Annotated in this window: 26 protein-coding genes; 8 read left to right on the top strand and 18 right to left on the bottom strand. The window is 71.7% G+C overall.

Annotation, left to right across the window (positions count from 1 at the left end; translation table 11 throughout):
- Positions 1-2: 2 nt before the first annotated feature.
- From J5X75_RS30510 to J5X75_RS30540, 7 genes are all read right to left on the bottom strand, one after another.
- Entirely contained in the window at positions 3-326 is a 324-nt protein-coding gene (locus J5X75_RS30510) for a DUF6223 family protein (RefSeq protein ID WP_208470994.1), read from the bottom strand.
- A gap of 460 nt (positions 327-786) precedes the next feature.
- Positions 787-1,941 (bottom strand): McrC family protein, encoded by a 1,155-nt coding sequence (locus tag J5X75_RS30515; RefSeq protein ID WP_208470995.1) that lies wholly within the window; start codon positions 1,939-1,941, stop codon positions 787-789.
- Positions 1,938-4,103, bottom strand: coding sequence for an McrB family protein (locus tag J5X75_RS46145; protein WP_208470996.1), 2,166 nt, complete (start codon positions 4,101-4,103; stop codon positions 1,938-1,940). The genes J5X75_RS30515 and J5X75_RS46145 overlap by 4 nt, the downstream gene beginning before the upstream one ends.
- Before the next feature lie 21 nt (positions 4,104-4,124).
- Positions 4,125-4,724: a nitroreductase family protein gene (locus J5X75_RS30525; RefSeq protein WP_208470997.1), complete on the bottom strand. Its 600-nt coding sequence runs from the start codon at positions 4,722-4,724 to the stop codon at positions 4,125-4,127.
- Positions 4,725-4,740: 16 nt separating this feature from the next.
- A complete protein-coding gene (locus J5X75_RS30530; protein WP_208470998.1) occupies positions 4,741-5,172 on the bottom strand; it encodes a hypothetical protein in 432 nt (143 codons plus the stop codon).
- A 25-nt stretch (positions 5,173-5,197) separates the two neighbouring features.
- Complete coding sequence (locus J5X75_RS30535) at positions 5,198-5,785, bottom strand: TetR/AcrR family transcriptional regulator (RefSeq protein ID WP_208470999.1); 588 nt, start codon at positions 5,783-5,785, stop codon at positions 5,198-5,200.
- 18 nt (positions 5,786-5,803) lie between these two features.
- A complete protein-coding gene (locus J5X75_RS30540; RefSeq protein ID WP_208471000.1) occupies positions 5,804-6,679 on the bottom strand; it encodes an oxidoreductase in 876 nt (291 codons plus the stop codon).
- Positions 6,680-6,760: 81 nt separating this feature from the next.
- Between J5X75_RS30540 and J5X75_RS30545 the strand changes: the two genes are divergently transcribed.
- Positions 6,761-7,756, top strand: coding sequence for a hypothetical protein (locus J5X75_RS30545; RefSeq protein WP_208471001.1), 996 nt, complete (start codon positions 6,761-6,763; stop codon positions 7,754-7,756).
- A 6-nt stretch (positions 7,757-7,762) separates the two neighbouring features.
- Here J5X75_RS30545 and J5X75_RS30550 read toward each other — a convergent pair whose 3' ends face one another.
- From J5X75_RS30550 to J5X75_RS30560, 3 genes are all read right to left on the bottom strand, one after another.
- The gene (locus J5X75_RS30550; protein WP_208471002.1) at positions 7,763-8,986 is read right to left on the bottom strand and encodes a vanadium-dependent haloperoxidase; all 1,224 of its coding nucleotides are present in this window, start codon (positions 8,984-8,986) and stop codon (positions 7,763-7,765) included.
- A 77-nt stretch (positions 8,987-9,063) separates the two neighbouring features.
- The gene (locus tag J5X75_RS30555; RefSeq protein WP_208471003.1) at positions 9,064-9,393 is read right to left on the bottom strand and encodes a hypothetical protein; all 330 of its coding nucleotides are present in this window, start codon (positions 9,391-9,393) and stop codon (positions 9,064-9,066) included.
- Between the two features lie 219 nt (positions 9,394-9,612).
- Positions 9,613-10,482, bottom strand: a complete 870-nt coding sequence (locus J5X75_RS30560; protein ID WP_208471004.1) for an EamA family transporter — start codon at positions 10,480-10,482, stop codon at positions 9,613-9,615.
- 69 nt (positions 10,483-10,551) lie between these two features.
- Between J5X75_RS30560 and J5X75_RS30565 the strand changes: the two genes are divergently transcribed.
- From J5X75_RS30565 to J5X75_RS30575, 3 genes are all read left to right on the top strand, one after another.
- Positions 10,552-11,406: a LysR family transcriptional regulator gene (locus J5X75_RS30565; RefSeq protein ID WP_208471005.1), complete on the top strand. Its 855-nt coding sequence runs from the start codon at positions 10,552-10,554 to the stop codon at positions 11,404-11,406.
- Between the two features lie 89 nt (positions 11,407-11,495).
- Positions 11,496-12,671 carry a helix-turn-helix domain-containing protein gene (locus J5X75_RS30570; protein WP_208471006.1) on the top strand — a complete coding sequence of 392 codons (1,176 nt, stop codon included), beginning with the start codon at positions 11,496-11,498 and terminating at the stop codon, positions 12,669-12,671.
- 43 nt (positions 12,672-12,714) lie between these two features.
- Entirely contained in the window at positions 12,715-13,161 is a 447-nt protein-coding gene (locus tag J5X75_RS30575; RefSeq protein WP_208471007.1) for an ATP-binding protein, read from the top strand.
- Here the strand turns inward: J5X75_RS30575 and J5X75_RS30580 are convergent.
- Positions 13,148-13,810, bottom strand: coding sequence for a hypothetical protein (locus tag J5X75_RS30580; RefSeq protein ID WP_208471008.1), 663 nt, complete (start codon positions 13,808-13,810; stop codon positions 13,148-13,150). The genes J5X75_RS30575 and J5X75_RS30580 overlap by 14 nt on opposite strands.
- Positions 13,811-13,815: 5 nt before the next feature.
- Complete coding sequence (locus tag J5X75_RS30585; RefSeq protein ID WP_208471009.1) at positions 13,816-14,292, bottom strand: SigE family RNA polymerase sigma factor; 477 nt, start codon at positions 14,290-14,292, stop codon at positions 13,816-13,818.
- Positions 14,293-14,462: 170 nt separating this feature from the next.
- Between J5X75_RS30585 and J5X75_RS30590 the strand changes: the two genes are divergently transcribed.
- Positions 14,463-15,656, top strand: a complete 1,194-nt coding sequence (locus J5X75_RS30590) for an MFS transporter (protein ID WP_208471010.1) — start codon at positions 14,463-14,465, stop codon at positions 15,654-15,656.
- A gap of 500 nt (positions 15,657-16,156) precedes the next feature.
- Here the strand turns inward: J5X75_RS30590 and J5X75_RS30595 are convergent, their stop codons facing one another.
- Positions 16,157-16,357 carry a hypothetical protein gene (locus J5X75_RS30595; RefSeq protein WP_208471011.1) on the bottom strand — a complete coding sequence of 67 codons (201 nt, stop codon included), beginning with the start codon at positions 16,355-16,357 and terminating at the stop codon, positions 16,157-16,159.
- Between the two features lie 169 nt (positions 16,358-16,526).
- Between J5X75_RS30595 and J5X75_RS46150 the strand changes: the two genes are divergently transcribed.
- Positions 16,527-16,757 carry a hypothetical protein gene (locus tag J5X75_RS46150; protein WP_307798368.1) on the top strand — a complete coding sequence of 77 codons (231 nt, stop codon included), beginning with the start codon at positions 16,527-16,529 and terminating at the stop codon, positions 16,755-16,757.
- Entirely contained in the window at positions 16,679-17,293 is a 615-nt protein-coding gene (locus tag J5X75_RS30600) for a serine hydrolase domain-containing protein (RefSeq protein WP_307798364.1), read from the top strand. Before J5X75_RS46150 ends, J5X75_RS30600 begins: the two co-directional genes overlap by 79 nt.
- 108 nt (positions 17,294-17,401) lie before the next feature.
- Here the strand turns inward: J5X75_RS30600 and J5X75_RS30605 are convergent, their stop codons facing one another.
- The 4 genes from J5X75_RS30605 to J5X75_RS30620 are packed head-to-tail and all read right to left on the bottom strand — an operon-like array spanning position 17,402 to position 23,122.
- Entirely contained in the window at positions 17,402-20,113 is a 2,712-nt protein-coding gene (locus J5X75_RS30605; protein WP_208471013.1) for an exo-rhamnogalacturonan lyase family protein, read from the bottom strand.
- Positions 20,114-20,139: 26 nt separating this feature from the next.
- The gene (locus tag J5X75_RS30610; RefSeq protein ID WP_208471014.1) at positions 20,140-20,964 is read right to left on the bottom strand and encodes a carbohydrate ABC transporter permease; all 825 of its coding nucleotides are present in this window, start codon (positions 20,962-20,964) and stop codon (positions 20,140-20,142) included.
- Positions 20,961-21,857 carry a carbohydrate ABC transporter permease gene (locus J5X75_RS30615; protein WP_208471015.1) on the bottom strand — a complete coding sequence of 299 codons (897 nt, stop codon included), beginning with the start codon at positions 21,855-21,857 and terminating at the stop codon, positions 20,961-20,963. The genes J5X75_RS30610 and J5X75_RS30615 overlap by 4 nt, the downstream gene beginning before the upstream one ends.
- Positions 21,854-23,122 carry an ABC transporter substrate-binding protein gene (locus tag J5X75_RS30620; RefSeq protein WP_208471016.1) on the bottom strand — a complete coding sequence of 423 codons (1,269 nt, stop codon included), beginning with the start codon at positions 23,120-23,122 and terminating at the stop codon, positions 21,854-21,856. The genes J5X75_RS30615 and J5X75_RS30620 overlap by 4 nt, the downstream gene beginning before the upstream one ends.
- Before the next feature lie 230 nt (positions 23,123-23,352).
- Here J5X75_RS30620 and J5X75_RS30625 point away from each other — a divergent pair, with 230 nt between their 5' ends.
- Positions 23,353-24,483, top strand: coding sequence for a hypothetical protein (locus J5X75_RS30625; RefSeq protein WP_238490102.1), 1,131 nt, complete (start codon positions 23,353-23,355; stop codon positions 24,481-24,483).
- Here the strand turns inward: J5X75_RS30625 and J5X75_RS30630 are convergent.
- The gene (locus J5X75_RS30630) at positions 24,458-25,246 is read right to left on the bottom strand and encodes a phytanoyl-CoA dioxygenase family protein (protein WP_208471017.1); all 789 of its coding nucleotides are present in this window, start codon (positions 25,244-25,246) and stop codon (positions 24,458-24,460) included. The two genes, J5X75_RS30625 and J5X75_RS30630, sit on opposite strands and share 26 nt — an antisense overlap.
- Positions 25,247-25,254 lie beyond the last annotated feature (8 nt).

The raw sequence follows: 25,254 nt of genomic DNA on the forward strand, positions 1-25,254 counted from the left end.
GTCTACACGCGGACGTGCCGCGAGCGGGCCAGCGCCAGCCCGCCGACCGCGAGGCTCGCCACGCCGAGCACGATCGCCACATAGGCTCCGCCGCGCCCGTTGCCGGTGCCGATGCCGCTGTCCGACGTGGCCGCCACGAACCCGCCGCCCACCAGCGCGACCAGAGCCGCGCCCAGCGAGAACAGGGCGGGACCGCGGGTCCGGCGGGCCAGGGCACGGGCGCCGGCGATCACGCCGGCGAGCCCGGCGACGGCGGCCAGACTGGCTATGATCCGGCCGCTGCTCATCGTGTAGACACCGGCGGCCAGCACCTCTTGAACATCCATCACGTTCCCCTTCCACGAACCGATACGGGGAGCGTAGGTAAGGGAGAGTCACGGAGCGTCAGGCCGGAGTTGGGACCTGGCGTACCACCGCGGAGGTAGGGCGCACGGACGGCGTACCCCCGTGGTTGTCTATCCGGCGAAACCGCCTGGTTGGCGAGAGTGCGGGTCTGGGCCGGCAACTGGCCGGGCGGGGCAGGTCAGGTGGGAAGCGCTTGGTTGGCGAGAGTGCGGGTCTGGGCCGGCAACTGGCCGGGCGGGGCAGGTCAGGTGGGAAGCGCTTGGTTGGCGAGAGTGCGGGTCTGGGCCGGCAACTGGCCGGGCGGGGTGGTCAGGCGGGGAGCGTTTGGTTGGCGAGAGTGCGGGTCTGGGCCGGCAACTGGCCGGGCGGGGCAGGTCAGGTGGGAAGCGTTTGGTTGGCGAGAGTGCGGGTCTGGGCCGGCAACTGGCCGGGCGGGGCAGGTCAGGTGGGAAGCGCCTGGTTGGCGAGAATGCGGATTTGGGCCAGCAACTCGCCAGGCGGGGCGGTCAGATCAAGCGGATGGCGGATGATCTCGATCCCGGTGTTCCGGACCGGCAGCGGGCCGGAGGCGGCGCCCTGGGCGTAGACCAGCCAGCCACGGTTCAGGCCGAGCGCCGTGCAGTAGGCCAGCATCTGGTAGGCGTCCTCGTTCGGATAGGACAGCTTGTACTTGGCGTCGAACACCGCGACCGGCCGCCCGCCGGCCAGATGCACCACGTCCGGCTTGATCAGGATCTTGCGTGATGTGTCGAGGTGGGCGTGGTACTGCCCGGCGGTGTGTCCCGGACGGCCGGCCAGAGCCTCGCGCAACGCCGTGGTCAGGAAGTCCTCGAACACCCGCGCCATGTCCACCACGAACGCCGCCATGCTCTGGCCGCCCGGGCCCGGCTCGGCGCTGTGATGCCGCAGCACCAGGGCGGCCAGCCGCAGCGCGGGCAGATAGCGGGCGTTCAGGCGGGACGGCCGCCAGTCCGGCGGGATCGCGCCGTGCGGCAGCACCCGCACGCCGTCGAGGCGCGCGTCGAGATGGCCGAGCCGGGACCGCGCCGAGGCGGGCAGGCGCGGCACCGCCAGCATCCGGCGCAGCGCCGTCCGCAGGATCCGGTTCTCGGCGATGTCCGGCGAATACTCGTCGTAACGGACTTCGACCGGCAACGGAAGACCGGCCCGGTGCGAGATCTGATCGGCGAACCGGATCCGGCCACGAACCAGCGGCAGCGCCTCGTCGACCGCGACATACCCCTGGAGAACCCCGGCCGCCAGCGCCCGCTCCGCCTGCCTGGCCAGCGATTCGGCCAGCGCCGGCCACAGCTCGGGCTGGGCCTCCGCGCCGGCGTCCTCCGGCCGGAACCCGGGGTCGCCGGCATATCCGAGTAGGAAGAGCAGCCGCGCGATGCCCACCTTGGGATGCACTTCGACATCGAGACCGTCGATGCGTACGGCGCCCGCGCATCCGTTCGGCCACAGGCGCCACCACCCACCGCCCTCCGGCCGCGGCTTCACCAGGCCGGTCGCGTCGAGCGCGGCGGCCTGATCGTCGGAGAGCCGGCAACGGGCCCCGGCCTTGTCGAGTTCGCCCAGGTCGACGCGGTTCACGGCAGCCCGGCGCGGACGGCGTCGAGCCCGAACCGGTCGTGCACCTGCTGTCGCGACAGCCGGCCGTAGTAGTGCTCCTCCAGCAGCGGCAGCAGGTCGTGCCGCCACATCCGTTCCAGCGCGGCGCCGTCGCCGAGCCCCGTGCGCATCAGGTACGACGGCCCGATCTGGAAGTCGCGGTCCTCTTCACCGATCGCGTCGTTGAGCGCCTCCAGCAGCAGCGCACGCTGGTCGCCGTCGACGCCGTGCCGTTTCAGCCAGGCGGGCAGCAGGCCGGACACCGGCGGTTCGCCCGGATGCAGTTCGAGGAACGCGAACCGTCGCCGGATCGCCGCGTCGACCAGCGCGATCGACCGGTCCGCGGTGTTCATGGTGCCGATGATGAACACGTTCGGCGGCAGGTTGAACGCCTCGGACGGCGAGTACTGGAGAAGGACCGCCTCGTCCCGGTACTCCAGCAGGAAGTACAGCTCGCCGAAGATCTTCGCGAGGTTGCCGCGGTTGATCTCGTCGATGATCAGCACGTAGGGGCGGCCGGGATTGTCCCGCGCCTCGGCGGCGATCGCCCGCAGCGGGCCGGGAGTCTTGGCGAAGGCCACCGACCCGGCCGCGCCCTCGGCGGGGCGGAAACCCTCGAAGAAGTCCTCGTACGAGTACGACGGGTGGAACTGCACGAGCCGGACGGCATCCCGTTCGGCGATGTGGTTGGCGACGGCCCGGGCCAGGAAGGTCTTGCCGGTGCCGGGCGGCCCGTGCAGGATGACCTGCCGCCGGTCCCACAGCAGGTCGACCAGTTCCTGTAGCCAGAACCGGTCGAGGAACAGCTCGTCCGCCAGGCCGGCGGTCACCGGGCGCAGGCCGTCGAGGGCGGGGCGGGTGGACATCGGCTGCGGTTCGTCGACCGGCTCGCTGGAGTCCATCAGGGCGGACAGCGCGTCCAGGGAGCCGGTCAGGTCGACGACCGTGCCAGGTTTGTCCAGCTCGGCGGGGAGCGGCGCCGGCAGCGACCCGATCGGGGTGGGTGGCGTGGTGAGCCAGCCGACCGGGCGGCGCAACCGGGCGTCGTCGTACTCGGCCTCGCCGTCGATGACACCGAGATACAGCTGATCGTCCACCAGGGTGACGACGATGTCGTCGCTGTCCATCCGGGACAGGACCGCGTGGAACTCGCTGACCAGGGCCACCTGCCGGGCGTAGTCGAGGTGCTGGTAGCCGGCCTCGACGGCGGCCCGGACGTCCGGAACCGAGGCTCCCGCCGGTATTTCGCCGAGGTGCGTGGCGGCCAGCGAGACGAACGAGTGTTCCCGCCACCGCGCGGCCAGCTCCGCCCCGCCTGGGCGCGGCCGGACCAGCCAGGCCCGGCGCTCACCGGGCGGCCGGGTGATGTTGCGCCACTGCGCGGCGAACGGGGGCCGGTAGTAGTCGACGGGCTGCCCGGACTCCCGTTGCAGGCGCACGGTGATGTCGAAGAGCTCCCGGTCCAGGTCGCCGCCGGTGGGGGTGCCCGGCTTGGCGAAGGCGTTCCGGATGGCCTTGCGGTGGGCGGTGTTCAGGATCGGCAGGAAGTGGTCCGGGAAGGCGAGGTAGAGCAGCGACGCCCGCAGCGACGGCATGATCGGGTAGTGGTCGACGGCAGCCTGCCAGGACCACGCCCCGGACAGGGCCTCCTGTCGCTCCGGCTCCGGCCGCTCGAACCAGCCGCACAGCACGTCGACCGCGTCGGCCAGCCAGCGCCACAGCATGGTGTGCGCGCCGGTGCCGCCGTTCCAGGTGCCCTGGGAGAAGGCCGGCCGCACGTGTGCGGGCACGGCGCCCGGCCGATTCATCCAGCCGAGCACCGTGGTCACGCGCCGCTGGAGCGTGCCGCCGGTCAGGTTCGACAGCGGCAGCCCTTGGAGTGTCAGCAACTCGGCGACCAGCTGTTTCGCGTCATCGGACGCGTCCTCCAGCTGCCTCGACAGCTTGACCATGAACGGGTCGGAACCGAGGTCGGGCCGCTCGTTGTAGCAGCGCCGCAACTCCCGGGCGGTCTCCAGGCGCCACACCGCCCGGTCCGGGGTGAACAGGGACGTCCCGTCGCGGAAGCCCCGCTCGATCAGCTCCCGCCCGATCTGGCGGACATGCTCGTCCTGACGAGCGGGAATGATGACGTCGTCGTTCACGCCGGCTATTTCATCACGGCCTCAGCGCAGCCAGGTGACCAGCTCGTCGATGGGCTTGCGGCGCTTGGCCAGTTTGGCGGTCGGCACGCCCGGATCGTCGGCCGGGTAGCCGACCGTCAGCACCCCGGCCAGGGCCACGTCGTCGGGCAGCCCGGCCACCGCGGCGAGGGCGGCCAGCTCCGCCGGGAACGCCGGACTGTAGAAGCCGCTGGCCAGGCCCTCGTTCGCGGCGGACAGCTGGAGCAGCGCGAACAGCGCGCCGGAGTCGAACCACCAGAACGGCACCGGCCACGGGATCTCCTCGGCGTCCTCCAGTTTGTCGGCCTCGGTGTACCGCTCGTGGTACGACGCCTCCCGGATGCCGATGACCAGCTGCACCGGCGCCTGCGAGATCCACGGGTGGAAGCCGTGCTCCAGATACCAGGGCTCGGCGACGGCGGCCAGTTCGGCCCGCTTCTTCGGATCCGAGACGACGACGATCCGGTGCCCCTGGCTGAAACCGGCGCTGGGCGCCCGGTGCACCACCTTGACGACCCGCTCGATCACCTCGTCCGGCACCGGATCGGGCCGGTAGTTGCGGACCATCCGCCGTCCGCGCAGAACCTGATTGAAGTCGGTCACTTCGACACGGTACGCCTCACGCGCCGTAGACGTGGCCCCGTACCAGGTCGTCCTTCTCCAGGATGGTGTCGACGATCTTCCAGAACTCGGCGATCCGCGGGTGCGCGAGCCCGTCCGCGCGGTTCAGCTTCCGTCCGAACATCGGGTCGTCGGGCGCGGCCGAGCCCCCGTCGACCAGCGTCGCGGCCGGCGTGGTCTGGCCCTGGACCGGGCCGACCCGGCAGCCGAACGTGATGTGGTCGTCGGTGCGGCCCTCACCCCAGGTGCCGAGGATCGCGTCGATCCACGCCTCGTGCACCCCGTTGTGGTGGTAGCAGCTGGCGAAATAGACGGCCACCGCGTCGTTCTCGTCGTGGACGAACGCCCACGTCCGGTCGGCGGTGCTGTCACAGCACTGGCAGACGAACTGTCCGCCGTTGCGGCTGTCCTCGTCGATCACAAGAGTCACGGGCGCCACCCTACGCGGGTGGCGCTCACCACGGTGCACCCAGCAGCGGGCGGACGACGTCGTCGACCAGGTGGACCACCCAGGCGTCGTCCAGCGGCAGGCCGGTGAGCAGCAGCCGGTGCCAGAGCATCGCCTTGCACACCTCGACGACCGCCGCGGTGTCCGGAGCGGCCGGCAGGTCGCCGCGGCGGACGGCACGGTCCAGGACGATCTCCGCCTCGGCCGTGCCGGTCGCCAGGACGTGCTCGTGCAGCAGCCGGCCCAGCGACGGGTCGGCGCGGATCGCCGACAGCAGGGCCAGCACGTACGGGTGCTTGCGCTCGTACACCCGGCAGAACATGGTCAAGCCCGCGATCAGGTCGCCGCGCAGTGTCCCGGTGTCCGGCAGCGCCGGGTGCTCCCGCATCATCCCGTGCAGGGCGGCGGTGACCATGCCGGGTTTGCCGGCCCAGCGGCGGTAGATGGTGGCCTTGCTGGCGCGGGCCCGGCGGGCCACCTCGTCGATGGACATCCGGTCGTAGCCGACCTCGGTCAGCAGCTCCCGGATCGCGTCGAGGATGGCCTGCTCACGCGCCGGGTCCAGGCGGTGCTGGGCGGCGGGGGACTGGGGCAAACCGCCCTCCAAGACGGATCACTGCTGGACGAACGTACCGTACCGCACGCCGGTCAGCTCCTCGGAGATCGTCCACAGACGGCGTGCGGTCTCCTCGTCACGGCCCCGCGCCGCGACCTCCAGCCGGGCCGGTTTCCCGCGACGCTCGCCGGGACCGTCCGGGCCGTAGAGCTCGCCGCCGCGCACATCCGTGGCGAGCGCGGCGTGCAGCGACGGAAGCGCGCCATCCTCGGCCGACTGCGCCCCCACCCGGGCCGCGGCGATCAGCAGGGACCGAAACCGATTCCCGGTACGGGCGAGATCGGTGTGCGCCACTCCCGGGTGGGCGAGCACGCTGGTCAGCGGGGTCCGGCGGCCCAGCTCCAGCGCGAACAGCACGTTGGCCAGCTTGGACTGACAGTAGGCGCGGAACTTCCCGTAGCGGTGTTCGCTCATCAGGTCGTCGAACGCCATCCGGCCACGCCGGTGCAGGCCGCTGGTCACGGTCACCACCCGGGATCCCTCGGTGGCCAGCAGGGCGGGCAGCAGCAGGCCGGTCAAGGCGAAGTGCCCGAGGTGGTTGACCCCGAGCTGACGCTCGAAACCGTCGGTGGTCACCGAGCGGGGCAGGGCCATCACGCCGGCGTTGTTGATCAACAGATCGAGACGATCGTACGCGTCATGGAACCGCTCGCTGAAACGCCGGACCGATGCCAGATCGCCAAGATCGAGTTCCCGCCAGGCTATTTCCGGGCTGTGCCCGGCCGTCTCGCCACGCATCCGCTCGGCCGCCGCCTCGCCCCGCCGCCGGTCGCGGGAGGCGATCAGCACGCCCGTTCCGCGCCGTGCCAGCTCGAGTGCCGTGTGATAGCCGATGCCGCCGGCCGCCCCGGTGACCACCGCGATTCCCGCCATGTCCGCACCCTCCTCGTTCGTAGCTGTACGAAACGGTACCGTACACCAGGTGGCCCGTCCATCGAACTAAGATCACCGGCTATGTCCCCCACCACGCCGCCACGTCCCCTCGACATCACCCAGCTCTTCCCTGAGCTGCGGGAACACTCGACGACCTCGACCCGCCTGCACCCGCGTCCGGGCCGTCCGACGGTCGCCGACAGCTCGGTCGGAGGCCCGCTGCTGTGGCCCGCCGACGAGCCGTGGCCGGTCTGCGACGACGCGGGCGCCCACGGGCCGTCCAACCTGACCACGCCGGCCATCGAACGCCGTAAGCGGGAGATCCTCGCCCACGCCCAGGCCCGGCCGGCGCTACCCGGCGGGGAGTTCCTGACCGCGCCGGAACGCGCCGAGGTCGCCGCCGCCGACGGCCTCGAACTGGACGACCTGCTCGAGGAGCCGATCCCGCTGATCCCGGTCGCCCAGCTGTATCGGAAGGACATCCCCGACTACGCCGGGCCGGACGGCACCGACCTGCTCCAGGTGCTGTGGTGCCCGGTCGACCACGAGGACGCCGACTACAACCCCAAGGTGTTCTTCGTGTGGCGGGACAGCACCGCGGTCGGGCCGGTCCTCCGCACGCCCCCGGAACCGGCGGTGATCAGCGACATGTACCTGCCGGTTCCCTGCGTGGTGCACCCGGAACAGGTGCGCGAGTACCAGTACGCCGACCTGCTCCCCGAGGACCTGCGGGACCGGCTCGACGCCCGCGACGAGGAACTGGAGGAGGACGACGACCTCCTCGGCTACCAGAGCGCGCTGTCACTGGCGCCGGGCTGGAAGGTCGGCGGATTCGCGAACTGGTCGCTGACCGACCCGTACCCGATGAACTGCTCCGTCTGCGGGTCCGCGATGACCTTGACCTTCACCGCGGCCTCGGCCGACTGGAACGGCCGTCACTGCAGTTGGCGCCCGGTCGAGGAGGATCCGAACGCGTCCCCCGACTTCGTCGGCGTGGCCTTCGGCCGAGGCTACGACCTGTACGCCTTTCGCTGTCCCGCATCCTTCGACCACCCGGCGGCGACCGCCATGCAGTGAGGCCGGTCATCGTGGCCGAAGGCTGGTGGCCAGCACCTCCCGGGCCACCGCCCGGCCGATCTCCAGCCCGGCCCGGTTGCTGAAATCGAAGTGCAGGCCGCCGAGGACCCGCGATCGTCCCGCCTCGGTGGCCGCCGCCGAGAAACCAGGGTACGAACGAGCGGCCCCGCCCGGCGCCGAATCGGTGGCGTGGGTGAACGCGATCCGGTCGGTGTGGAAGAAGCCGGCCAGCACCGTGGCGCCCGCCCCGCTGTACGAGCTGTGGCCCGACACGTACTCCGGGGAGCCGCCGACACTGCCGGCCCGCGACACCCAGGCCGGATCCGGGGCGGTCGCCGACTCGTGGATCGCGGTGGTCGGCCGCCAATGCCGGTACGTGTACTTCGTCCCCACGGTCACCACCGTCGTGTCCGCCAGCGCCATCGAGATCAGCGCGCCCAGGCGGACCTCGTCGGAGAGGCCGAGACGCCGCTCGGCCGCGACCGTCGACGCGATGCGCAGCCACTCGCCCGGGGGTTGGCTCGTGCCCGCCGGCAGCGACCAGAACTGGTAGGTCGCCAGCGACTCGGGCGCCGGAATCCGGCCGTCACCGACCACCGCGACCTCGGCGAACGCGGCCGCGTAGGCCGTGCTGTCCAGCGCCGGTGGCGGGCCTGGTTGGTACCGCCCGGGATTCGCCACCGCGAACGGCCGCACGGCGCGGTACTGCACGCCCGCCCACGCCGCCCGGAACACACCCGGCCCGGACCCGGCCGCCTGCGACTCCACCGGCGCCGACCCGTCGTCGGCACGGGCCGCCACGACCGCCTCGCCGACATGCCGTCCCCAGGCCGCCCCGTCGTCCACCCCGTGGCGCAGACTCGCCAGGTCGCCGGCGAGTTCGCCGTCGTAGGCCGCCGTCCGTGCCGGATCCGTCCGGACCAGCACCGCGTGCGCCGCCGCGGCGGCCGCCGCCTGCCGGTTCGCGTGCCGGGGACCGTGCCCGCCGACCAGTGCCGGCTCCCGGCGGCCGCCGATCCCGTTGACCGCGTCGAACATCGCCACGTTCACCAGCGCGTACAGTCGCGCCGCATCGGCGTCCGTCGCCCGCGCGGCCCGGACCGCGTCGAGCGCCAGCCCGTTCCAGGAGGCGACCACATCGATGTCCGGCTCCGTGGTCCGTGCCGCCGCGGGCGCGCCGGCCCCGGCTCCCACGAGCCCCACCAGGACGCTGATCAGTAGCTTTCGCATGGCTTCGCCTCCCGCCGCTCAGCGTCCTCCACAGAGGAATCGCCGCGCGTCCATGTGTAAGACACCCGACTCCGGGTTCAGGCGGGCCGGGCGCCACGAATCTCCGGCCGGCTGGGGAAGAGGGTGAGCTGCTCGGTCTGTGGGAAGGCCGCCAGCTCGTCGGCGCCCTGTTTCCGCAGGCAGCGGCGGCAGGTCACGGCGGCCGTGGTGGGCCGCAGCGCGGCCAGCTCGCCCCCGCTGACCCCGACGTGGCAGAGCGGGGCCGGCACCTCCAGCTCGCCGAGCCAGCGAACGGTGGCGACGGCGTGGACCGCGCTCCCGCCACGCACGAACGCGTTACGGCCGGCGAAGTCCGCGACGGCGCGGGCGACGACGGCGGCGAGCAGATCCCCAGCTGATGGCGTCACGCTGACATTCTGCCCCTCGGGTATGACGGAAACCGCCACCCGCCCGGTTAGCCGCCGTTCGCCCAAAAGATCAACTCCCGACCGGATCCGGTACGCCGTCCACGAACCGTCCGTGGCGGATGCCCCGAGCACCGCTCCCTCCGGCGGGAAGTAGCCGAGCAACACGCGCCGGAGCAGGGGCAGCCGCCGGGTGGGAGAGCGGCGCGAAGCTGCCTGAACTCAGTCGGGCAGGAGGGCGGGGCGGGTCTCCGGCGAGACGACGGGCCCGGCAGTGGACCGGGAAGTACGGACCGCGCCGGCGCTCGCGGCGATCACCAGGGCCACGGCGACCAGTTCGAGGGCGGACAGGCGCTGCCCGAGCACGGTCCAGCCGGCCAGCACGGCCAGCGCCGGCCCGAGGCTCATCAGCACCGCGAAGGTCGAGGTCGGCAGCCGGCGCAGGGCGCGGAGCTCCAGCGTGTACGGCAGGACCGACGACATCAGCGCCACCACCGCGCCCAGGCCCAGGGTGACCGGCTCGACCAGGTGCGGCCGGGCGCCCAGCGGCAGGCTGAGCAGCGCCGCCGCGCCCATCGCCAGGGCCAGCCCGTCGGCTTTCGGGAAACGCTGCCCGGCGCGGGCGCTGAACACGATGTACCCGGCCCACATCACGCCCGCACCCAGCGCGAACGCCGCCCCGGCCGGGTCGAGCCGGTCGAAGCCCCGGTAGCCGAGCAGAGCCACCCCGGCCAGCGCCAGACCCGCCCACAGCCAGCTCGCCCGGCGCCGGGCGGCGACCACCGACAGCGTGAGCGGGCCGAGCACCTCGAGGGTCACGGCCGGGCCCAGCGGAATCCGGTCGATCGCCTGGTAGAACAGCGTGTTCATGCCGGCCAGCGCGATCCCGAACCCGGCGGCCACCGCCCAGTCGCCCCGGCTGTGCCCGCGCAGGCGGGGACGGCACACCACCAGCAGCAGCACGGCCGCGATCAGCAACCGCAACGTGACCACCCCGGCCGCCCCGGCCCGGGGAAACAGCAGCGCGGCGACCGCCGACCCGAACTGCACCGACATCGCCCCGCCCAGCACGAGGCCCACCCCTGCCCTCATGGCGCTGACGCTATGCGCCCGGTCGGCGGTCCGGAAATACGGATCCAGCAGTGGTTATGCTTCCCCGTTATGACCGCCGAGTTACGGCATCTCCGCGCCTTCCTGGCGATCGCCGCCGAGGGCAGCATCACCCGCGCCGCGGCCCGGCTGCACCTCACCCAGCCGGCGCTGTCCCGCACCCTGCGCCAGTTGGAGGAGCACCTCGGCGTCGGGCTCGTCGACCGCTCCACCCATCACCTGGAGCTCACCCCGGCCGGGGAGGCCTTCCGGGCGCGGGCGGCCGCGGCGGTCGCCGCCGTCGACGAGGCCCTCGACCCGGCGCGCGCCGGAACGTGGCCGCTCCGGCTCGGCCATGCCTGGTCGGCTCTCGGCGAGCACACCACCACCCTGCTGCGGGTGTGGCAGGAGACGTATCCACACATCCCCCTGCGGTTGTTGCGGGTCGACGACCGTACCGCCGGGCTGGCCCGGGGCCGCACCGACGCCGCGGTCCTGCGCGATCCCGGCGAGACGCCCGGCATCCACACCGAACTGCTGGCCACCGAGCAACGGGTGGCCGCCGTTCCGGCCGACAGCGAGCTGGCCCGCCGCCCCGGACTGACGCTCTCCGACCTGGCCGGCTGCGCCCTCGCGATCAACACGGTCACCGGTACCACCAGCCTCGACCTGTGGCCACCGGGCGCGGCCCCGGCCACCACGATCGAGGTGGCCAACACCGACGACTGGCTGGCCGCCATCTCGGCCGGCGGCACCGCCGGGGTCACCAGCACCGCGACCGCGGCCATGCATCCGCATCCGGCGGTCACCTACCTTCCGCTGACCGGCGCCCGCGGAATCGAACTGCATCTCGCCTGGCGCGAACCACCGACCCATCCGGCCGTCCCCGCCCTCGCCGCGCTGCTGCGCGACCTGCTCAGGCGCTGACGGCGCACGCGCTGTCCGCCCGGCCGCGGCCCGGGGGCCGTCTACTCAGGGGCGGCCGGCCAGGGTGCCGCCGGTCGATCGGGGATGCCGTGACCAGTGACCATGCCGGGGCCAGGCTGCGCCGCTGGCGCCTGCGCCGCGGCCTCACCCAGCGGGTGCTGGCCGAGCTGGCCGGTTTCAGTCAGGGCTACGTCGCCCAGATCGAGGGCGGACTGGCGCCCCTGGAACGCCGGGCCACCCGCGAGGCGCTGGCCCGGGCCCTGCAGATCTCGGTCGGTGAGCTGACCGGTCACCCCGGCGAGGACCGTCGCGGCTTCCCGGTGAGCGCCGAGGCGATCGAGCGGCTGCGCGGGGGCGTCATCGCCATGGCGGTCCCGGACGTCGCGGACGGTGACGACGACGGCGACGTCGACACCGCGCTGCTGGACCGGTACTTCGAGGCCTGCCGGTACGACCTGCTGGTGCCCGCGCTGGCCGAGATGCTGACCGTCCTCGCGGCCCGGTCGCGTACCGTCACCGGCCCGGCCGAGCGGCTGCATCGGCGCCGCACCGTGGAGGTCTGTCACAGCACCGTCTGCACCGGCGCCCAACTCGGGCTTCCGGATCTCACCCTGGCCGTCGCCGGAGTGGGCATGCGCGCCGCGGAGGAACTCGGCGAGCCGGAGTACCTGGGCCTGGCCAGCTACGCCCGCATCCGGGCGGTTTCCGCCACCCCGGGCGCCGGCCGGGTCGCCGCCGATGGCATCGACCGGCTCTCCCCGTACGTCGGCGCCGATCCCGCGGCCGCCGGCGCCTACGGCATGCACCACCTGATCAGCGCCGAACTGGCCGCCCGGGCCGGACGTTCCGCGGTGGCGTGGGCCCACATCGAGGAGGCCGCCGCGGTCGCCGCGCACACCGGAGAACGGCGCGACCGGTTCAACTTCGGCCCGGCCAACGTGGCGATGTGGCGTCTCGCCGTCCTGGTGGCGCTGGGGGAGGGCCGGGCCGCCCGGGTCGCGCCGCCCGGTTTCCGTCCCGAGGCGGTGTCCTCGGCGCACCGCCGCGCCTCGTACCTCATCGATCTCTCCCGGGCGCTGCTCCAGGGCCGCGGGCTGGAGGACGACGCGGCCGGCGCCCTCTACCGCGCCGAGGCGATCGCGCCGCAGCAGGTGGCCGTGTCCGCCGGGGCCCGCGACGCCCTGCGCGTCCTGCTGTCGCGGCCCCGGTTCGGCCGCGACAGCCGTCTGCGAGGGCTCGCCGGCCGGGCCGGAATCCGCGATTGATTCCACTAATCCTCCCGCCCGCCGGACGCCTTACCGTTCCCCCATGACGCAGATTCCCAGCGGAACACCGGGGGAGCCGCCGCAGCTCACGGCGGCGTTGGCGCCGGATCCGGACGCCGCGAGCCTGGCCCGCACCCTGGTCGCCGACGCGTGCCTGCGCTGGCGACTGCCCGGCCTGCTGCATCCGGCCCGGCGGGTGATGTCCGAACTGGTCCTCAACGCCGTCGAACACGCCGCCACCGACCTCGTCGTCACGGTCACCCGCCACGGCGACGGCCTGCACCTCGCGGTCCGCGACGGCGACCCGCGCCTGCCCCGCCTCCGGACGATGGCCCGCGTCCGCCGGGGCGCCCCTCTCGACGAACGCGGCCGCGGCCTCCAGCTGGTCCAGGCCGCCGCCACCCGCTGGGGCGCCGACCGCACCCCCACCGGCAAGACCGTCTGGGCCGTCCTGCTCCCCGTCGTGGCGGTGCCGCTCAGCCGCGGCTGAGCCCGGTGGCGACCGCTGTCAACGTGGCCGCCGACAGTTCGGCGGTGCCGCTCACGTCGATCACCGTGCCGTCCGCCGTGGTGATCAGCACCTGGTGTTTCGGCCCGTCCGTGGTCTGCCCCCGCATCAGCCGCGCCGTCCCGGCCGGCACCGCGAACTCGCCGATCTGCTCCATCCCGGCGGTGGACCAGGCGGACAGCCATCGCGTGATCGTCGCCCGGTCGGCCCCCGGCGCCGTCCGCAACGGCTGGAGAACCGTGATGAACAGGGAGTTCCCGCCGTTCGCCTGGACGAAGATTCGCATCGTGACCACGGCGCTCGCCCGGCCCGGTCCCGGTTCGGAGCCGTCGTTGACCAGCAGGTTCTCCGTCACCGCGTGCACCGAACTGCTGACCTGTGGATCGAGGCGCAGCCCGGGAGGTGCGTAGCCGATCCGGAACCCGGCCACCTCGCCCACGGCGGGGGCGGTGGACACCACCGGCGCCCGCCGTGGCTCCGGCCAGGCGGCCACCGAGATTCCGGCCAGGCCGAGCAGCACGCAGCCCACCACGGCGAGAGCCCGCAGACGGCGGCGCCGGCGGACCCCGCGCCCCACCCGCTCGGCGAACCCGGCCGGCACCGGCAGATCGAAATCGGACTTGGACAGCATCTCGCTCACCCCTGCGTCATCCGGCCGCGCAACGTCGACAAACCGCGGGACAGATGCGACCGCACCGTGCCCGTGGCACACCCCAGCACCGCGGCGATCTCCTCGTCCGGCAGGTCGCACAGATAGCGCAGCGCGATCGCGGCCCGTTGCGGCGGTGGCAGGCCGGCCAGGATCTGCCGGATCGCCGCGGACGACTCGACCGAGGCGAGCGCCCCGTCCTCCCGCGCTGTGTCGGGCACCGTGGCGACGGGGATCGCCCGGCGTCGCCTCCGCTCGTTCAGAAACAGGTTGATCATGGCGCGTTGCGCGTACCCCACAGGGTTTCCGTCCCTGCGCACCCGCGACCAGGACGTGCCCACGCGGATGAGGGTCTCCTGGGCGAGATCCTCGGCGGCGGCCGAGTCAAGCGTCAGCGCGTTGCCGAGCCGCAGCAGCCCGGCGGCGCTCTCCCGCACGAAGGCCTCGAACCCCGTATCCCTCATACCTCTAATACACTTCCGGGCGCCGGATCTGTTGCAGTCACCGGCGGAAGGGAACGGGAAATGCCTCTCACCATGGTCACGGTCGCTCTCTCGCCCGAGGAGCAGGCCGCGTAACACGCTGCCCGGCCGGCTCCTCGCCACTTTTCTTCTTCCTGGCTTGAGGAGCTATTTTGCGTGCCCTTCTCTCCGCGCCCATCGGCGCGGACTTCAACCGTCTCTGGACCGCGTCCGCGATCTCGAACATCGGCGACGGCGTCACCATGGCCGCCGGCCCGCTGCTGGTCGCCTCGATCAGTGACAACCCGTCGCTGATCGCCGGCGCCGTCTTCGCCCAGCAACTGCCGTGGCTGGGCATCGCCCTGATCAGCGGCGCCTGGGTGGACCGCCTCGACCGCCGCAACCTGGCCGTGGTGGTCAACCTGCTGCGCGCCCTCGCGCTGGGCGTGCTGACCACCACCATCGCCACCGGAACGGTCACCGTCGCGGTGATCTACCTGGTGATGTTCCTGCTCGGCGTCGGCGAGACACTGGCCGACACGGCGGTGGGCGCCATGCTGCCGGCGATCGTCGCGTCCGAGCGCCTGCCCAGCGCCAACGCGCGGCTCGGCGCGACGTTCAGCGTCAACCAGTTCGTCGCGAAACCGCTGGGCGCCTGGCTTTTCGTCATCTCCGCGGCCGCGCCGTTCGGGCTGGACGCGCTGACCTTCGGGGCCGCGGCCGCGCTGATCGCCGGAATCCGCCCGGTCCCACCGTCCGAGCTGCACGAACGCACCTCACTGCGGCGCGAGATCGGCGCCGGTGTCCGCTGGCTGTGGAACCACCGCCTGCTGCGGACCCTGGCGGTGAGCATGGGGATCGGCAACATCGCGTACTGCGCGGCGTTCGCCGTCTTCGTCCTCTACTGCCGGGACCGGCTCGGCCTCGGCGAGGTCGGCTACGGCGTGCTGCTCACCGCCTTCGCGGTGGGCGGCCTGTTCGGTGCGGGCGTGGCCGCCCGGCTGAGCGACCGCTTCGGCAACGCCGCAGTGCTGCGGGCCGGGCTGATCATCGAGGTGATCGTCCACCTGACACTGGCCGTGACCACCTCACCGTGGGTGGCGGCGGCCATCCTGGTGGTATTCAGCATCCACACCATGGTGTGGGGTGTGATCACCTCGACGGTCGGCCAACGGGCGGTCCCCGATCCGCTCCGTGGGCGCGTGTCCAGCGTCTACTTCCTGATTCAGACCGGCGGGGCGGCCCTCGGCTCGCTGCTCGGCGGCCTCCTCGCCGGCGTCTGGTCGATCACCACACCGTTCTGGATCGCCGCCGCGACCATGGCACTGATCACTCTGGGTGCCTGGCGCCCGCTCAGAGAAGCCTGATCCGGTACGCCCCGCGTGTTCAGCCCGGCGGCCACGCCGCCGGGCTGAACCGGGATACCGGCTCAGGACTCGCTGGAGCGCTGCCCGTCGTCCCCGCGCATCCGGCGGAACCGGCCGGCGATCCCGCTGGAGAGCATGCCCGTCACCGAGCCGGCCATGCTGAGAGCGGTGTCGAGCCCTTTCGCCCCAGCCTCTCCGACAGCAGAGAACGTTCGACGTCCGGCGCCGGCCCGATGACCGCCAGGCCATCACCGGCGCTGACCAGCTGAATCTCGGCGCTCATCGCCCGCTCGCCCGGTGGCTCGTTCGAGCCCGAGGCTGACCGGGCCGCCCGGACCATGATCATCCTCCGCTCCGGCATTTCCCGGCGACGTCCAGAGGACCCCGACCATGCCCGGTACGCGCGACCCGGTCCCGTCCCATCAGGACAGTTCCGCCGTGCCCCGCGACCTCGCTGCCCACTCCCGCCTGTGCCGCGCCCGCCGGGCGCAGATCGGTGGTCAATCCGGGCGGCGCAGACCCCGGTACACCGCGGTGATGCCCAGAAACAGCGTGGTGACCAGCACGATCGTGATGGCCGCGTTGACCGCCACCGGAATGTCCTCCGCGTAGTACTGCTTCCCGTAGTTGGCCCCCACGATGACGACCACATAGACCCACCACGGTGCCCACTTGCGCTCGCCCGGCCTTTTCGCACTCATGCAGAACCCCTCTCGGCGACCTGTTCCGCCCTCGAGCATCCCGGGCATCACCGGCCACGCCGTCCGCCATCAGACCGACGCGCACCCCATCACTTGGTCGTACGTCTCCGCCCGGTGAGGCAGCCCCGGGAGCAAGCTGGATCTTTGCGGCAGAAGGTAAGAAGGACCGGTGGCGGGAGTGGATGGACTGCGTTCGTTGCTCGGCGAACTGGTGGACGAGGGCGCGGTCGGCGTCCTGGCGGAGCTTCGGGACGATGGCGTCACCTGGCGGCTGAGCAGCGGGGTCGCCGAGCTGGGCACCGACCGGCCGGTCGAGCGGCGCTGCGCCGGGAGCCGGACTTCGCGCCCGGCGCCTCCCGCGCCTACAACAACACCGGATACGTGCTGCTCGGCATGCTGATCGAGAGGGTGACCGGCCGCTCGTACCGTGAGGAGGTCGAGCAGCGGATCCTGGGACCGCTGGACCTGCGCCGGACCCGGGCCGACGACCACGGGACGCGGTTGCCGGAGCCGCACGCGCACGCCTACCTGGACGTGGACGGCGTGCCGGTCGACATCACCGAGTGCAGCCCGTCGCAGGCCGGCGCGGCCGGCGGCATGGTGTCCACGGCCGCCGACCTCAACCGGTTCCTGGCCGCGTTGATGGCCGGCGACCTGCTCGGCGCGGCCGAACGACGCGAGATGCGGTCGACCGTGGCGACCGACGTCCCCGGCGTCGACGGGGGCCTCGGCGTCAACCGCTACACGCTGCCGAACGGCGCCGTGGTGTGGGGCAAGGAAGGCGGCTTCCACGGTTTCCGGACGTGGGTCTTCCACCAGGACGAACCCGCCCGGCAGCTGGCCGTCTCGATGACCGTGGCGGGGGAGGCCGGGCCCGCCACCCACGAGCTGCTGGCCCGCGCCGCCGACGTCTTCACGCCGACGGCGCGGGGCTGAGCGAGCGCCGGCCGCGCGGGATCGAGCGAGCGCCGGCCGCGCGGGATTGAGCGAGCGCCGGCCGCGCGGGATCGAGCGAGCGCCGGCCGTGCGGTCGAGGGCTGATCGTTACGGGAGGGCGGAGCCGGCGAGGGCCAGGTTCTGGATGGCGGCGAGGCCGTACAGGGCGGTGGTGTTGGTGTCGACCCAGGGCGCCTCGTCGACCGTGTTGAGGACGGCCGGGCCGGTCAAATGGGTGGTCTGCCACGGGGAGGCGCCGGTGTAGCCGTCGGTTGCGGTGAACTCGGTCCACGCCCGGGCGGCCAGGGTGGCGTCGCCGAGGCGGGCCGCCGCGTAGGCGGTCAGGCGGGAGTGGCCCTGCTTGAGGATCAGTGTGCCGAAGTGGGCGCCGCATTCGGCGGTCTGTTCGGCACGGGTCGCGTTGTAGAGGCGGCAGTACTGCAACCACGCCTTCTCGAACTCCGGCAGGTCCACCAGCCCGATCAGTTCGGCGCAGATCTCCACCTGGCCGAACATGGCGCTCAGATGCGACACGCTGACCGTCTTCCCGGCGACGGCGAACTCGCCGGTGTCGATGTCGTAGAGACCGCTGCCGGTGACGAAACCGTTCGGCATCCGGCCGATGGTCCGCATGGTGGCCAGCAGCTTCTTCTCGGCGACGGCCGCCTTCGGGCCGTGGCGTTCCCATTCGGTGAGCCAGGCGGCGGCCAGGCCGCTCCAGTCGGTGCCGAGGCCGATCGACAGGGCGTGCGGGTCCGGCGTGTACGGCTCCGTGCGGATCTTGCGCAGCGGGTCGAGGGCCAGGAACGTCCGGTCGGAGTCGACCAGCTCGTGCATGAGGTCGCCGACCCGCTCGTCGGCGGTGAGGAAGTAGAAGATCCGCCGGTAGATCGCGGTGCTGATGCGCTGCTGCTTGGCGCTGTCCGCCCAGTGCTGCACGCCGTGCCGCGTCCCGAGCCCGGCCCATCTTCCCAGGTGGTAGACGTCGACCTCGCCGGTGTGCCGGGTCATCGCCTCGGCGAAGCGGAAGATGTCGGCCCGCCCGGACCGCAGGTAGGCGAACCACAGCCACAGGTCGGGGGACAGTTCCGAGTTGTCCCACGCGTACCCGCCGACGTCGTAGCGCCACACGTGCCGGTCCACGTCGGGGGTGTGCATGACGTCGCCGTAGTTCCAGAATCCGTACCAGTGGCGTTGTTCGGTCTGGTCGCGGTAGTAGTCGAAGAGGAAGTCGAGCCGGTCCTCGACCTCGGCGCGGGCCGGTGTGGACCGGTCGACCGGGCTGAACAGGCCGCCGAACGCGCCGGACGCGGCCAGGTGCGCGGGCGGCGCGACGATCTGCGGCGGGGTGACGACGGTGCGGGCCAGCGCGGCGAGACGTTCGGCCGGCGGGGTCGCGGCCAGGGCGAAGAACATCAATTCCGTGGTACGGGCGACGCCATAGGGAGTCCCGAACCCGGGCTCGTAGTCCTCATAGGTGATGTTGAGGCCTTCGAGCTGCTCCGGGTACGTGTCCTGGCCCATCCCGTCGTGGTAGAACCGGGTGTCCATCGGCCCCGCCTCCGGCGACCACATCCAGATCGTCGCGGTGGCCTGGTCGGTGTCGGCGCCCCGGATGTCGAGCTGCGCCGGGTATTTCTGCCAGAAGTCCCGCATCCCGAACCCGAGCCCACCGCTGACCCCGCCGACATACCCGAACCCACGGGACCGCTGCCCGGCATCGACGCCGACCCACCCGTACCCGGTCCTGGTCCGTTTCTGAATGGTGTAGCCGGAGCAGCTGAGCTGGCTGAGCGTGTAGTCGCCCCACGCCGGGATGTACTGGAGCCGGCTGGTGACCCGCTGGTCCCAGGTCGCCGGGTCGGGCAACTTCTCACCGGCGATCTGCGCCGCGCGTACCGTGGCTCCGGGGTCCCGGCGAAGGCCGGTGATGCCTTTGACCGCCTCCCGCAGTAGCCCGTCGCCGTCGCCGGACAGCCGGATGTGCCGGTCGTAGGGCTGGTCGCGCATCGGCACCCCGACCCGCACGCCGAGCCCGGCGATGAACTCCTTCTGCCCCTCGCTGTCGAACAGGAACGTGTGCACCACCCGCACGTGCTCGGCCCCGGCGTAGAGGTAGAGGCGCACGATGAATGGCAGCCACGACCTCCCGCGCCGCCGGTGGTCGCCCTCGATCCGGACCACAGCCCGGACCGGCCCGCGCTGCTCGACCGTCACCCTGCTGATCGAGCTGGTCAGCTTCTCGCGGGAGGCGCGCCGCTCGTCGTCGTCCTCGATGCTGGTCTGCCGCAGACTGATGAGTTCGAGATTCCGCGCGATCTCGGTGCCGCCACGGGTGATCGACCGGATCAGCGCCGAGCCCCGCCGTCCCAGCACGACGTGGATGACGCCGGTGTCCACGGTTACCGTGTCCCGGTTCTCCGCGACACTCACCGAGGACGAGCCGGTCACACCAGCTGTCCGATTCAGCACATAGGAATCCGACAGCGGAGCATCGGCGGGAAGCGCGTGCGCGCTCCACTTCAGCGACCCGTCCGGCCAGTAGCCGATCGGCCAGCTCTGCACCGGGACAGCGGCCCCGTCGGCGGCGGCCAGCGAGAACGGCGAGTCGGCGGGGACCGCGCCCTTCGGCCACGGCACGCCCCAGGTGCTGCCGACGTTGGTGCCGGGCGTGCCCTCCAGCCAATTCAGGGCGACGGTCTCCGGCGCCGGGGCCACCGCCGTCTCGACCCGCAGTGGTGGCGCGGAGAAGGGGACGGAGGAGACCAGCGGGGCGGCGGCGAGACCGCGCACGAACGTACGTCGGGAGATGTCGGGCATGCTGCACCGGCTCCTTAGGTGGGGGATCAGCCTTTGAGGCCCGAGGTGGCGAAACCTTCGACCAACAGCCGCTGGAACGCGGCGAAGAACAGCAGGATCGGCACGATGGCCAGCGCCGACAGCGCCAGCATCGGCCCGAACGCGTTGTGGTCGGTGGTGTCGATGAACAGCCGCAGGGCCAGGGGAAGAGTGAGCTTCTCCGGCGAGGACAGGTAGATCAGCTGGGTGAAGAAGTCGTTCCAGGTCCAGATGAACGTGAAGATCGCCGTGGTGACCAGGGCCGGCCGGACCAGCGGCAGCACCACCGACCCGAAGATCCGGATGGAGCCGCAGCCGTCGAGCCGGGCCGCCTCGTCCAGCTCGCGCGGGATCGTCCGCATGAACTGGACCATCAGGAAGATGAAGAACGCGTCGGTGGCCAGCAGTTTCGGCAGGATCAACGGCCAGAACGTGTCGACCATCCCGAGCCGCTGGAACAGCGAGTACTGCGGGATCGTCACGATGTGCACCGGCAGCATGATCGTGGCGAGGGTGAAGGCGAACAGCGGCGCGCGCAGCCGGAACCGCAGCCGGGCGAAGGCGTAGGCGGCGAGCGAGCAGCTGGCGACGTTGGCGATCGCGCAGCTCGCCGCCACGATCGTCGAGTTGACGAAGAACCGCCCCGCGGAAACCCCGGCCAGGTCGTCGCCGAGCGCCCGGTAGTTGTCCAGGATCCACTCCTCGGGCAGCAGCGCCAGGCTCTGCACGATCTCGGAACCCGACTTGAACGACGCGAACGCCAGCCAGACGATCGGGTACAGCAGCGGGATCAGCAGCAGGATCACGGCCGGGTGCCACAGCCGCCGGCTCACGACTCCTCCCCGCTGTAGAAGACCCAACCCTTGGCGGTACGGAAGAGCAGCGCCGTGATCAGGGCGATGACCAGAAGCAGGAACCAGGACATGGCCGAGGCGTAGCCCATCTTGAACTCCACGAATCCCTTCTCGTAGAGGTAGAGCGTGTAGAACAGGGTCGCGTCGCTGGGGCCGCCGGTGCCGTTGCTGACCACGTAGGCGCCGGTGAACACCTGGAAGGCGCGGATCGTGTCGAGCACCAGGTTGAAGAAGATGACCGGCGACAGCATCGGCACGGTGATCCGGAGGAAGGTCCGCCAGGGGCCGGCGCCGTCGACCGCGGCGGCGTCGTAGTACTCCTGCGGGATCTGCTGCAACCCGGCCAGGAAGATCACCATCGGGGCGCCGAACTGCCACACCGCGAGCAGGACCAGCGCGAGCAGGGCCCGGTCCGGGTGGCCGATCCAGTCGTGGAAGATCACCCGCCAGACCAGGGCCACGCTCACGCTCGCGCCGAGCAGCGACGGGGCGTAGAACGCCGACCGGTAGAAGCCCTGCGCCCGGCTCCTGCGGTTGATCAGCATGGCGACGCCGAGGGCGGCGATCAGCTGGGCCGGCACCGAGATGACCACGAACTTCGTGGTGGCCCCGACCGCGTTCCAGAAGTGCGGGTCGACCGTGAGCATGCGGACGTAGTTGTCCATGCCCACCCAGCGAGGGGCGGTGAACAGGTCGTACTCGGTGAACGACAGGTAGAGCAGCCACACCATCGGGCCGGCGGTCAGGAACACCGCCCCGACGACCCACGGCGAGAGGAACAGGTAGGCGATCGACGGCCTTTCCCCGTACCGTCGCAGGGGTTTTGATCTGGTCTCGGTCTTGGCACGTGGCCGCTCCAGCACGGTGGTCATGCGCCCAGGGCCTGCTGGATCTCGCTCATCAGGCGCGGGGCGGCCTCCTCCGGCTCGGCCTTGCCGTGCATGACGTCGTCGTAGATCCGCTGGAACTGGGTCTTCACCACACCGGCGCCCTTCGGCGGCGGCGGGGGAGCGGGCAGCAGCTGCGGCGACACCTTCGCCTCGTAGGCGGCGACGGCCTTCCACTCGTCGGTCAGCGTGGACGCCAGCGTCTCGCGGATCTTGAGGTTGGCGGGCAGGCCGCGGGCCATGCCGAGGATGGCGCCGGCCTCCGGGTCGTTGAGGAAGAAGTCGACGAACGCGAGCGCGGCGTCCTGGTTCCTGGTGCGTTTCGCGACGCTGAGCATCATCGGCGGCTGGGTGAACTGGCCGATGCCGTTGCCCGCGGTCGGGAAGTGGGAGAGGGCGAACTCGCTGCCGTAGGTGTCCCAGGAGGTCATGCCGACCGTGCTGTCCGGGCAGAACTCGGCGGTCGACTCCTTGCGCGGGAACGGGGTGAGCGTGGTGTTGGCGGTGACCTCCGGCGGGGTCAGGGCCTTGGCGGCGCGGAACTCCTCGCCCAGCCTCCACCAGGCGACGATCTCGGCCTCGGTGTAGCCGAGCTTGCCGTCCGCGGTGTAGAGGTCCTTCCCCTGCTGGCGCAGCCAGTCGCCGAACCAGTCCTCGATGCCGAACGGGTCGCTCAGGCCGCTCACCTTCGGGCCGAACGTCGCGGACACCCGGGCGGCGGCGTCCTTCAGGTCGGTCCAGGTCCAGCCGTCGGCGGGCAGCTTCGCCCCGGCCTCCCGCCAGCGCTCGGCGTCGTACTGGAGCACGTGGGTGGTCTGGCCCATCGGCAGGCCGAACGTCTGGGCGCCGAGGTTGCCGGCCGGGAACAGCTTCTGCTCCAGATCCGCGGTCTGGATCTTGCTGCCCAGGTGCGGGGTCAGGTCGAGCAGGGTGTTGCGGTCGGCGTACTCCCGCAGGTAGCGGTCGCCCATCTGGAGGATGTCCGGGGCGTTGCCGCCGCTCATCTCGGTGGCCAGCTTCTGGAAGTACGGGTCGTAGGCGGCGTACGTGGTCTTGATCTCGACGTCCGGGTGCCTGCTCACGTACAGGTCGACGACCTGCTGGGTGAGCTTGGCCCGCTCCTCGCTGCCCCACCAGGCGAACCGCAACGTCGTCTTACCGCCGCTCCCGTCGTCGCCGCATCCGCCGAGCCCGGCCAGGGCGAGTCCGGCTATCCCGCCGCGCAGGAGCGCGCGCCTGCCGACCGACATGGTTCCTCCCGCTAAAACGTTTCATAGGCAGCCTGAACTGCAATTGATGAGCATCGATAGTTTGGCAGCTTCGCATGGGGATCATCCGCACGTCAACGCCACCCTTCCATAGGTGGTTGTCTTTGCGTAAGCGCTTGCGTGAAACACACGGGAGACCTTGACAGGTTCCAAGTTATCGTTAACATTCAGCGGATCGATCGCTCGTCTCGACCCCCAACGAGGAGCACCCGATGCGCATCCCCGTTCTCCTGTCCGCCCTACTCCTGTCCGCCGGCGCCGTCGCCCTCACCGCCGGATCGGCCACCGCGGCCGACTGCGGCGCCCTCACCTACCAGGCCACCGCCACCCTCAGCGGCAGCACCTGGACCGCCAAACTGGGCAGCTCCACCGTCTACACCGGCACCGACATGCGGGCCGCCGTCCAGGCCGCGGTCAGCGCCCTGCCCAGCCGGACCTCGAAACAGAACGTCCTCGTCCGCGGATCCGGCTCGATCAGCGCCGGATCCCGGATCTCGCTGCCCAGCTACACGCTCATCGACGTGTGCGGCACGATCAACGTGACCGGCAGCGGCAGCGGCGACTACGCCCCGATCTACACCCGCGGCACCACCGACGTCGAGGTCGCCCACCTCAACGTCACCGGGGCGCCGCTCTACGGGATCTTCGCCCGCAGCGTCAACAACCTCACCCTCGGCGTCATCGACATGCGCCTGTCCCGCGGCCTCGGCGTGCGCATCGACAACTACGGCAACACCGCGGTCATGGCCAAGAACATCAAGATCGGATCCGTGTACGTCTCCGGCGCCAGCTCGCACGCGGTGGAGACCTACGGCGTGGACGGGATCACGATCGGCACCGTCACGGCCCGCGGCGTCGGCGAGTCGGGGCTCCTCCTGAACCAGACGATCAACGCCACGGTCGGCACCGTCGACGCCGAGAACGCCGGCACCGGGACGGGCTACGCCGCCTTCCGGATGGCCAACCGCAACGGGCGGGTCGGCAGCTCCTACCCCACCAACATCCGCGTCGGGACGGTCAAGGCCCGAGGCGGCGGGCGCGGCGTCTTCTGCGTCTCGGAGAGCGGCGGGGCGGTCATCGACCGGGTCGACATCGCCAACACCGGCAACAACTCGGTGCTCGTCGAGAACTGCTACAACGTGACGATCGCCGGCGTCTCCGGGACGATCACCGGCGGCGGGGAGGTCCGGATCTCGTCGCGGACCGAGTTCGCGCCGTCGGCCAACATCACCTTCAAGAACCTGACGGTCACCAACACCAGCATCCGGTGGAGCCCGTGCACCGGCTCCAACAACGTCGTCACCAACGTCACCCGGGTCAACTCGACCCTGACCTGGTGCTGAGACGCTGATCCGGGTGGCCCGGCCGAGACCGGGCCACCCGGGATCGTTGCAGCCATTCCTCCGGGTCCCGGCCGCCGACGAGGCCGTGGTACGGGCTGGCCGGCGCCACACCGGCCAGGCGGCGCAGCTCCGGGGACAACGACCGTAGTCCCTCGACCCCGGTCGTGAGGGTGTGGTTGTCGGCGGGACGCAGCCACGGCAGGACGTGCTCGCAGATCAGGGCACGCCGGGTCGCCTCACTACGGTTGTGGCCGGCCGCGTGCCAGAGGCGGCCGCTGTAGACGACCGCGCTGCCCGCCGGCATCACCACCGGGACCAGCTCGTCCTCGCGGGGACGGCGGTCGGCCGGCCAGAGATGGCTGCCCGGCGCGATCAGCGTGGCGCCGTTCTCGGCGGTGAAGTCGTCGAGCGCCCAGATCACGTTGACCTCGGCCTCCACGTCGCGGGGAAGCGGGTAGACACCGGCGTCGAAGTGCGGTGCCTGGGCGCCCTGGCCGGGGTCGACCGCCGACAGGAACAGCATCCCGAACTGGTGGACCTCACCCAGCCCCTCGGTCACCAGGGCCCGGACCCTCGGGTGGGTGAGCAGCGGCTCGAACGCTCCGACCCGGCTGAGCAGCTCGTACACCCGCCTGGTCCGGCGGCCGTCGAAGTCGTTGTCGCTCCAGCCGACGCCCTTCAGCAGATCATCGGCGTGCTGGCCGGCGGCCGCCAGCTCCTCACCGGACAGCAGGCGGGGCAGTATGAGGTAGCCGTTCTCCATGAATCCCG

This window comes from Actinoplanes flavus, assembly GCF_017592555.1.
Lineage (GTDB): Bacteria > Actinomycetota > Actinomycetes > Mycobacteriales > Micromonosporaceae > Actinoplanes > Actinoplanes flavus.

Coding starts and splice junctions, on each gene's coding strand:
- J5X75_RS30595 (WP_208471011.1), bottom strand. CDS start 16,357: ATGAGTGCGAAAAGGCCGGGCGAGCGCAAGTGGGCACCGTGGTGGGTC.
- J5X75_RS30550 (WP_208471002.1), bottom strand. CDS start 8,986: ATGCGAAAGCTACTGATCAGCGTCCTGGTGGGGCTCGTGGGAGCCGGG.
- J5X75_RS30575 (WP_208471007.1), top strand. CDS start 12,715: ATGACGCAGATTCCCAGCGGAACACCGGGGGAGCCGCCGCAGCTCACG.
- J5X75_RS30540 (WP_208471000.1), bottom strand. CDS start 6,679: ATGGCGGGAATCGCGGTGGTCACCGGGGCGGCCGGCGGCATCGGCTAT.
- J5X75_RS30585 (WP_208471009.1), bottom strand. CDS start 14,292: ATGAGGGATACGGGGTTCGAGGCCTTCGTGCGGGAGAGCGCCGCCGGG.
- J5X75_RS30510 (WP_208470994.1), bottom strand. CDS start 326: ATGGATGTTCAAGAGGTGCTGGCCGCCGGTGTCTACACGATGAGCAGC.
- J5X75_RS30545 (WP_208471001.1), top strand. CDS start 6,761: ATGTCCCCCACCACGCCGCCACGTCCCCTCGACATCACCCAGCTCTTC.
- J5X75_RS30565 (WP_208471005.1), top strand. CDS start 10,552: ATGACCGCCGAGTTACGGCATCTCCGCGCCTTCCTGGCGATCGCCGCC.
- J5X75_RS30630 (WP_208471017.1), bottom strand. CDS start 25,246: ATGGAGAACGGCTACCTCATACTGCCCCGCCTGCTGTCCGGTGAGGAG.
- J5X75_RS30605 (WP_208471013.1), bottom strand. CDS start 20,113: ATGCCCGACATCTCCCGACGTACGTTCGTGCGCGGTCTCGCCGCCGCC.
- J5X75_RS30580 (WP_208471008.1), bottom strand. CDS start 13,810: ATGCTGTCCAAGTCCGATTTCGATCTGCCGGTGCCGGCCGGGTTCGCC.
- J5X75_RS30615 (WP_208471015.1), bottom strand. CDS start 21,857: ATGACCACCGTGCTGGAGCGGCCACGTGCCAAGACCGAGACCAGATCA.
- J5X75_RS30620 (WP_208471016.1), bottom strand. CDS start 23,122: ATGTCGGTCGGCAGGCGCGCGCTCCTGCGCGGCGGGATAGCCGGACTC.
- J5X75_RS30625 (WP_238490102.1), top strand. CDS start 23,353: ATGCGCATCCCCGTTCTCCTGTCCGCCCTACTCCTGTCCGCCGGCGCC.
- J5X75_RS30560 (WP_208471004.1), bottom strand. CDS start 10,482: ATGAGGGCAGGGGTGGGCCTCGTGCTGGGCGGGGCGATGTCGGTGCAG.